This is a genomic window from Allobosea sp., from assembly GCF_030694325.1.
Classification (GTDB): domain Bacteria; phylum Pseudomonadota; class Alphaproteobacteria; order Rhizobiales; family Beijerinckiaceae; genus Allobosea.
The window spans coordinates 1-7,931 of sequence record NZ_JAUXYO010000303.1 but is presented as its reverse complement, the minus strand read 5'-3'; the positions used below and the strand labels follow the sequence as shown (position 1 = coordinate 7,931).

The following is a 7,931-nucleotide window of genomic DNA, read 5'->3' as shown; positions in this document are numbered from 1 at the left end:
GTGCCCGTTCTCGCCGCCGTCACCGCCTTCTTCGTCGCCGGGCCGGAGAGCGACCAGCGGCTGCGTGCCGCCTTCGACTGGCGCGGCCCGTCGCTGCCGGCGCCCGCCACCCGCATCGACGCCTGGATCGACCCGCCGGCCTATACCCGTCTGCCGCCGATGCTGATCGATTTCGCCAAGCTCGCCAGCCCGCAGATCAGTGCGCCCGAGAAATCGACCATCGTCGTCCGCATCGCCGGCAAATCGGCGATGGACGTGGCCGTCACCGGCCGGCTCGAGTCCGTGGCCGAACCCAAGCCCGGCGAGGGCAAGGTCGCGGACGCGCAAGCGACAGCAGTCCCGGCGGCAAAGCCCGCCCCCGGCCAGGCGCCCGCCGTCGTCGAGCGGCGCTACACGCTCGCGGGCAACGGCACGCTGCGCCTCACCGGCGCCGGCGCCCCGGGCGGCACGCTCGCGATCACCGCCATTCCCGACCGGGCGCCCGAGATCGCCTTCCGCGAGCCGCCCAAGCCGGTCACCGGCGCGCAGCCGGGCGGGCTCTCGATCACTTACGAGGCCAAGGACGACTACGGGCTCGCCTCGGTCGAGGCGACCGTCGAGCGCGCCGGCCCGCCCTCCACGGGCCGCTCGCTGGTCGAGGCGCCCAAGCAGACGCTCAGCGTGCCCTCTTCCCCCTCCGGCGAGGAGGAGTTGAAGAGCACCGTCGATTTCTCGGCCCATCCCTGGGCCGGCGCAAAAGTCCGCATGACGCTGGTCGCGCGCGACGAGGCCGGCCAGGAAGGCCGCAGCGAGGCGGTCGAGGTCGTGCTGCCGCAGCGCACCTTCGCCAAGCCGCTCCCCAAGGCGCTGGTCGAGCAGCGCCGCAAGCTGGTCATGGACGTCGACACGCGCGGCAAGGTCCAGCTCGCCATGGATGCGCTCTTGATCGAGCCCGAGCTCTTCATGAAGGAAACCGGCGTCTATCTGGGCATGCGCATGATCGGCGAGCGGCTGCGCAGCGCCGGCAATGACGACCAGCTGCGCGAGGTCGCCGAGCTGATGTGGGCGCTCGCGCTTCAGCTCGAGGACGGCGATCTGTCCGACGCCGAGAAGGCGATGCGGGCGGCGCAGGAAAACCTGCAGCAGGCGCTGGAGCGCGGCGCCTCCGAGGACGAGATCAGGAAGCTGACCGAGGATCTGCGCCGCGCCATGGACCAGTTCATGCGCCAGCTCGCCGAGCAGATGCAGCGCCAGCAGCAGAACGCCGATCCCAACCAGATGTCGCAGCTGCCGGAAAACTTCCGGACGGTGACGCCGCGCGACCTGCAGAACATGCTCAACCGCATCGAGGAGCTCTCCCGCCGCGGCGACATGGCCGAGGCGCAGCGCCTGATGGAGCAGCTCAACCAGATGCTCAACAATCTCCAGATGGCGCGTCCGGGCCAGCAGGACCCGCGCCAGCGCGAGATGAACCAGGCGCTCTCCGATCTCGACCGGATGACGCGCGACCAGCAGAACCTGCGCGACGAGACCTTCCAGCAGGAGCAGCAGCGCCAGAACCGGGCCCAGCGCGGTCAGCGTCCCGGCCAGCAGCAGGCGCGGCCCGGCCAGCAGGGCCAGCGTCAGCAGGGCCAGCGTGGCCAGCAACCGGGCCAGCAGCCCGGCGAGCAGGGCGAGGACGGCGAGGAGGGCGAAGGGCAGCAGGGCGCGCAAGGCCAGCAGGGCCAGGGCGGGCAGAGCCTGGCCCAGCGCCAGCAGCAATTGCGCGACCGGCTCCAGGATCTGCAGCGCCGGATGCGCGGCATGGGTGCGCCCCAGCAGGGCGAACTCGGCGAAGCCGAGGGTGCCATGGGCGAGGCCGGCGAACAGCTCGGCCAGGGCCAGGGCGAAGGCGCGCTCGACGCGCAGGGGCGGGCGCTTGAGGCCCTGCGCAAGGGCGCCCAGAACCTCGCCCAGCAGATGCAGGGCGAGCCCGGCGAGGGCGGCGAGCCTGGCGAAGGCGCCTTCGGCGATCCGGACGGCCAGCCTTCCGGCCGGCCCTCGGCGCAGCAGCGCGGCCGCGAGGACCCGCTCGGCCGGCCGCAGCGCCAGCGCGACTGGGCCGATGGCCGTGTCCGCGTGCCCGGCGCCGACGAAAGCGCGACCCAGCGCGCGCGGCGCATCCTCGAGGAACTCCGCCGCCGCCTCGGCGACCCGTCGCGGCCGATGGAAGAGCTGGATTATCTGGAGCGGCTGCTCAGGCGGAATTGACGGTTCGTCGCCTGAGGCGACTAACCGTCATCCTCGGGCGCGGAGCGGAGCGCAGACCCGAGGATCTCCTGCAGGAGATGGTCGGCTCAAGGCCGACCATGACGCGGTGCGTAGCTCGCCACCACCGCCCCGACCACGATCAGCACGCAGGACACGGCCAGCAGCCAGCTCGGCTGGGCATAGCCCGCGAGCACGAGGATGATCGTCGAGAGCACCGGCGCGGCATAGGAGGCGACGCCGAGCAGCGCGACGTCGCCCTGCTTCATGCCGATGTCCCAGACCACGAAGGCGAGCCCGATCGAGCCGAGTCCCAGCCCGAACACGCCGGCCCATTCCACCGCCGTCAGCGTCCACAACGTGGTCTCGAAGGCGAAATGGCAGGCGAAGGCGGGGATGGCGCAGCCGAGCATGGTGATGCACAGGCTCTCCGAGGGCACCGCGGCGAAGCGGCGGGAGATCACCGAATAGCTCGCCCAGACGAAGGCGCCCAGCGCCGCCAGAATGTGGCCGAGCGCCAGGCCCTGGCCGGACCCGAGCCCGCCCGAGACCAGCAGCGCCGTGGCGCCCAGGCCGATCAGCGCCCCGACCAGATGCCGCGGCCGCAGCCGCCCGCCCGGCAGGAGCGCTGCGAACAGGACGATCAGCAGCGGCCAGAGATAATGGATCAGGTTGGCCTCGGCGGCCGGCGCCGTCTTGACCGCCGCATAGTAGAGCGCCGTGTCGCCGAAGGGCCCGTAGAGCCCGAGCGCGAATGAAGCCGGCGTCGGGCGGATGCGCGAAAGCTGCCCGCGTGCAGCCGTGATGGCGAGGATCAAGAGCCCGCCGATCACGAAGGTCATGCCGACGAGCTGGAAGGGCGGCACCCGCCCGCTCATCGCCGTGAACAAGGCGAGCGTCGACCAGAGCAGGATGGCGAGGAAGCCGATCAGCGTGGCGGTGCGGCTGGTCATGGCGAGGCGGGGCTGGAGCGCGGTCGGCCGGCGTCAGAACTTCAGCCGCCTTGCGCGCTTGACCATCGGGATCTCGTGGATCTGGTCGAGCAACTCGTCCGAGATCGGCTCGTCGACCGAAACGTAGCAGATCGCGTCGCCACCGGGCTTGTCGCGGCCGAGCGCGAAGGTCGCGACATTGACGCCGGCCTGGCCCAGCAGCGAGCCGAACTGGCCGATGAAGCCCGGCTTGTCGGCATTGCGGACATACAGCATGTGCGGCGCGAACTCGGCATCGACGGCGATGTCGCGGATCTCGACGATGCGCGGCTTGCCGTCCTGGAACACCGTGCCCGAGGCGTGGCGCGGCATGTCCTCGGCCTCGACGACGATGCGGATGACGCTTTCGAGATTGCCGGCGATCTCGCGGGTCAGCTCCTCGACGACGATGCCCTTCTCCTTCGCCACCATGGCGGAATTGACCATGTTGATCTCGGGCAGGAAGGGCCTGAGCACGCCGGTGATGGCGGCGGCCGAGATCGCCTTCAGGTTCAGGCTGGCGACCGCGCCCTCGTATTCGATGCGGATGCCCTTGACCGGGGCCTCGGTGAGCTGGCCGAGGAAGGAGCCGAGCTTCTCGGCGAGATCGACGAAGGGCTTCACCCGCGGCGCCTCTTCCGCGGTGATCGAGGGGAAGTTCACGGCGTTGGTGATGGCACCTTTCAGCAGATAGTCGCTCATCTGCTCGGCGACCTGGAGGGCGACATTCTCCTGCGCCTCATTGGTCGCGGCGCCGAGATGGGGCGTGCAGACGACGTTGTCGAGCCCGAAGAGCGGGTTCGATTCCGCCGGCTCGACCGAGAACACGTCGAAGGCCGCGCCCGCGACATGGCCGGACTTGAGGAGTTCGGCCAGCGCCGCCTCGTCGACGAGCCCGCCGCGGGCGCAGTTGATGATGCGCACGCCCTTCCTGGTCTTCGCCAGCGCCTCGGCCGAGAGGATGTTCTTGGTCTTCTCCGTCATCGGCACATGCAGGGTGATGAAGTCGGCGCGCTTGAGCAGATCCTCGAGCTCGACCTTCTCGACGCCGAGCGCGACGGCGCGCTCAGGGCTGAGATAAGGGTCATAGGCGATGACGCGCATCTTCAGGCCGACCGCGCGGTCGGCGACGATCGAGCCGATATTGCCGGCGCCGATCAGCCCGAGCGTCTTGCCGGTGATCTCGACGCCCATGAAGCGGTTCTTCTCCCATTTTCCCGCCTGGGTGGAGAGATCTGCAGCAGGGATCTGGCGGGCGAGCGCGAACATCATCGCGATCGCATGCTCGGCGGTGGTGATCGAGTTGCCGAAGGGCGTGTTCATCACGATCACGCCGCGCGCCGTGGCGGCGGGAATCTCGACATTGTCGACGCCGATGCCGGCGCGGCCGATCACCTTCAGCTTGGTCGCGGCCTCGAGCAGCTTGGCGGTGGCTTTGGTCGCCGAGCGGATGGCGAGGCCGTCATAGTCGCCGATGATGGCGGCGAGCTTGTCCTTGTCCTTGCCGAGACCCGGATCGAAGGTCACGTCGATGCCGCGATCCTTGAAGATCTGCACGGCGGCGGGGGAGAGGGCGTCGGAAATCAGAACCTTGGGCGCTGTCATGAGGATGGCTTTCGGCTGGCGCGGCGCGTCGGCGCTCTGCGCGGGACAGGGGAAGGCGCGCGCGTCCCCTTCTCCCCTTGCGGGAGAAGGTGGCCCGAAGGGCCGGATGAGGGGTCGCGCGAGCTTGAACGGTGGCGGCGGTGAGAGACGGCGACGATGAACGTCGCGCGACCCCTCACCCCAACCCTCTCCCGCAAGGGGAGAGGGGGCAGGTTGAGGCTACGCCGCCTTCTTGCCCAGGCCCGCCTTCGCCTCGGCGAAGGCATAGGCGATCCACGGCAGCAGCGCCTTGAGATCGCGCGACTGGACGGTTGCGCCGCACCAGATGCGCAGGCCGGGAGGGGCGTCGCGGTAATGGCCGAGATCGTAGCCGGCGCCGGCCTTCTCGATGATCGAGACGACCTGCTTGGCAAACGCCGCCTGCGCGTCCGCCGGCAGCGCGGTCACCGCCGGGTCGGTGAAGGTCAGGCAGACGCTCGTGTTCGAGCGCGTCTTCGGCTTCACCGCGAGGAAGTCGATCCAGTCGTTCTCGCGCACGAATTTCGCGATGACGCGCAGGTTGCCGTCGGCGCGCTTCACCAGCCCGTCGAGACCGCCGACCTTCTTGGCCCAGTGCAGCGCATCGAGATAGTCCTCGACCGCGAGCATGGAGGGGGTGTTGATCGTCTCGCCCGAGAAGATGCCCTCGATCAGCTTGCCTCCGCTGGTCATGCGGAAGATCTTCGGCAGCGGCCAGGCCGGCTTGTAGGTCGTGAGCCGCTCGACCGCGCGCGGCGAGAGGATGATCATGCCATGGGCCGCCTCGCCGCCCAGCACCTTTTGCCAGGAGAAGGTGGTGACATCGAGCTTGGGCCAGTCGAGCTTCTGGGCAAACGCCGCCGAGGTCGCGTCGCAGATCGTCAGCCCCTCGCGGTCATCCGCGATCCAGCCGGCATCCGGCACGCGCACGCCGGAGGTCGTGCCGTTCCAGGTGAAGACGACGTCGCGGTTTTTGGTGTCGACCTTCTTCAGGTTCGGCAGTTCGCCATAACCGGCCTCGAAGGTGCGGACGTCCGCCAGCTTGAGCTGCTTGACGACGTCGGTGACCCAGCCGGCGCCGAAGCTCTCCCAGGAGACCATGTCGACGCCGCGCGCCCCGAGCAGCGACCACATCGCCATCTCGACGGCGCCGGTGTCGGAGGCCGGCACGATGCCGATGCGGTAATCGGCGGGCACCTGCAGCACCTCGCGCGTCAGGTCGATCGCGAGCTTGAGCTTGTCCTTGCCGATTTTGGCACGGTGCGAGCGGCCAAGCGCTGCATCACCGAGTGCCTTGAGGGACCAGCCGGGGCGCTTGGCGCAGGGGCCGGACGAGAAATGCGGCACGCGCGGAAGCGCGGCCGGAACGGTATTCGCCATCGATGTCTCCATCCTTACAGATGGGCGCGCCGCGTTGGGGCGGCGTGTCCCGTCGATGGGGGTAAGGGGGGAGGGCGGGGGGAGTCAAGGGTGGGGTCGGTGCTGGACAATCAAGGGAGTACAGGCAATACGATTATACTTACATCAAGCCGATGCGTTCGCTTTTCAGTTTGCTTCTTCCAATTTGATGGAGGTTGGTTTGAGTTTCTCCAAGCCGTTTCATAGAAATTTTCGTGGAATTAAGGACGGTCCGAACTCTGGATATAGTAAGTGGGGCTATATATTAGATCGAGATTATGCAAATAACCCGGCTCACTATGTCAGGGCTTTCCTATTGATACAGGCTGATCTTATAAAGATATTTGAATATGTCGAGCCTTCAAATTTGGCATTTAAAGCGTACTCTTTCAGGATTCACGAACTTCTTATGAGATCGTGCATCGAAGTCGAAGCCAATTTCAAGGCGATTTTGGCGGAGAATATTTACACTCCTGCGCTGGATCGATTTGGTAAGCCAATTCTGAATATGAGTGTATATAAAAAGATTGATAAAACACATAGATTATCATCTTATAAGGTAATTTTGCCTGTCGAGGGGAGTGGTAGGATAATTAAACCATTTCTTCCTTGGAAGAATGGTAAATCTATCGGTTGGTATGCGGCCTACAACGCAAGTAAACATGATCGACATGATGAATTTAAGAAAGCAAATTTGCGAAATCTAATAGATGCCGTTGCTGGTTTGTTGGTTTTGATCTCATCTCAGTTTTATGATCATGATTTTAGCGCGGGGGCGACAGGTCTTTCAGTCGATGGATATGACTATCATGATATGTCTGCATCAATAGGCTCGCTTTTTCGCATCGAATTTCCAGATAACTGGAAGAAATCTGAGCTGTACGATTTTGACTGGAGTGCTTTGAAGCAGCAAAGCAATCGATTTGAAAAGATAGATTTCAACGTAATCTGATTTCGATCGTGCAGACATTTTTGTCCCGCTCGCCATGTGCCGGCTGGCCCGGCAGCCCCTCAAATTAGCTGTCACCTTCGGGTCGGCGGCGCAAAAGGCCTTCATCCTGTCCTCCACGGCGGAAGTGGGCGCGGGGAACCCCTCTCCTTACAGGAGAGGGTTCTCCGTTGCGGGTCCCGCCGCCTCACGGATGCGAGCAATGACAGCGTCGCGGTCATTCAGCACCATCTCATTGCGAAAGCGGATCATCGTGAAGCCGTGGCGCTCGATTTCCTGCGTGCGCGCCGCGTCGTAGTCGCGCTCGGCGTCATGCTGGGCGCCGTCGAGTTCGACGACGAGCTTGCGCTGGAGACAGAGGAAATCGGCGGTGTAGCCGAGCAGCGGGACTTGCCGGCGGAACTTGAGGCCGTCGAGGCGGTGGGCGCGGAGCAGCGACCAGAGGATATCCTCTGGTTTTGTGGATTGCCGGCGGAGTTTACGGGTGAAATCCTGTCGTTCCGTCGCCATTGCGCCTCACTGGTCGAGGGGCCGACACCTCTCCCCTGCCCCTCTCCTTACAGGAGAGGGGTTCCCCGCGCTGGGCTCTCGAAGGGGCGAGCCATCATCTTATCCCCGCTGCTTCTTTCTCACCCTACGGTGCATCACCTCATCCCCGAGGGGCAGCCATCCGGAGGTGTGCCGTTGGTGGGGGTGGGGGCGGCGCCTGCGGGTGGAGTCACGATCCACTCCCGGGAGGCTTCGGGGCACCGCCCTGGGGGTAC

The 7,931-nt window shown here is 65.9% G+C and carries 6 protein-coding genes; 2 read left to right on the top strand and 4 right to left on the bottom strand.

From position 1 onward, the window contains the following. A partial coding sequence (locus Q8M82_RS19610) for a TIGR02302 family protein (RefSeq protein ID WP_305692976.1) occupies positions 1–2,229 on the top strand: 2,229 nt, incomplete at its 5' end. Between the two features lie 86 nt (positions 2,230–2,315). Here the strand turns inward: Q8M82_RS19610 and yddG are convergent. From yddG to Q8M82_RS19595, 3 genes are all read right to left on the bottom strand, one after another. Continuing rightward, positions 2,316–3,179, bottom strand: coding sequence for an aromatic amino acid exporter YddG (yddG, locus tag Q8M82_RS19605; protein WP_305692975.1), 864 nt, complete (start codon positions 3,177–3,179; stop codon positions 2,316–2,318). Positions 3,180–3,212: 33 nt separating this feature from the next. After that, entirely contained in the window at positions 3,213–4,802 is a 1,590-nt protein-coding gene (gene serA / locus Q8M82_RS19600) for a phosphoglycerate dehydrogenase (RefSeq protein WP_305692974.1), read from the bottom strand. Between the two features lie 219 nt (positions 4,803–5,021). Further along, positions 5,022–6,200, bottom strand: a complete 1,179-nt coding sequence (locus Q8M82_RS19595) for a phosphoserine transaminase (RefSeq protein ID WP_305692973.1) — start codon at positions 6,198–6,200, stop codon at positions 5,022–5,024. A 199-nt stretch (positions 6,201–6,399) separates the two neighbouring features. On the opposite strand from Q8M82_RS19595, the gene Q8M82_RS19590 reads away from it, so the two are divergent. Further along, positions 6,400–7,170: a hypothetical protein gene (locus tag Q8M82_RS19590; protein WP_305692972.1), complete on the top strand. Its 771-nt coding sequence runs from the start codon at positions 6,400–6,402 to the stop codon at positions 7,168–7,170. Positions 7,171–7,317: 147 nt separating this feature from the next. Here the strand turns inward: Q8M82_RS19590 and Q8M82_RS19585 are convergent, their stop codons facing one another. Then, on the bottom strand, positions 7,318–7,677 hold the full coding sequence (locus Q8M82_RS19585; RefSeq protein ID WP_305692971.1) for an endonuclease domain-containing protein: 360 nt from the start codon (positions 7,675–7,677) through the stop codon (positions 7,318–7,320). Positions 7,678–7,931 lie beyond the last annotated feature (254 nt).

Bases quoted from the DNA above. Each gene is read 5' to 3' on its own strand.
- Q8M82_RS19595 (WP_305692973.1), bottom strand. From the start codon at position 6,200: ATGGCGAATACCGTTCCGGCCGCGCTTCCGCGCGTGCCGCATTTCTCG.
- Q8M82_RS19585 (WP_305692971.1), bottom strand. From the start codon at position 7,677: ATGGCGACGGAACGACAGGATTTCACCCGTAAACTCCGCCGGCAATCC.
- yddG (WP_305692975.1), bottom strand. From the start codon at position 3,179: ATGACCAGCCGCACCGCCACGCTGATCGGCTTCCTCGCCATCCTGCTC.
- serA (WP_305692974.1), bottom strand. From the start codon at position 4,802: ATGACAGCGCCCAAGGTTCTGATTTCCGACGCCCTCTCCCCCGCCGCC.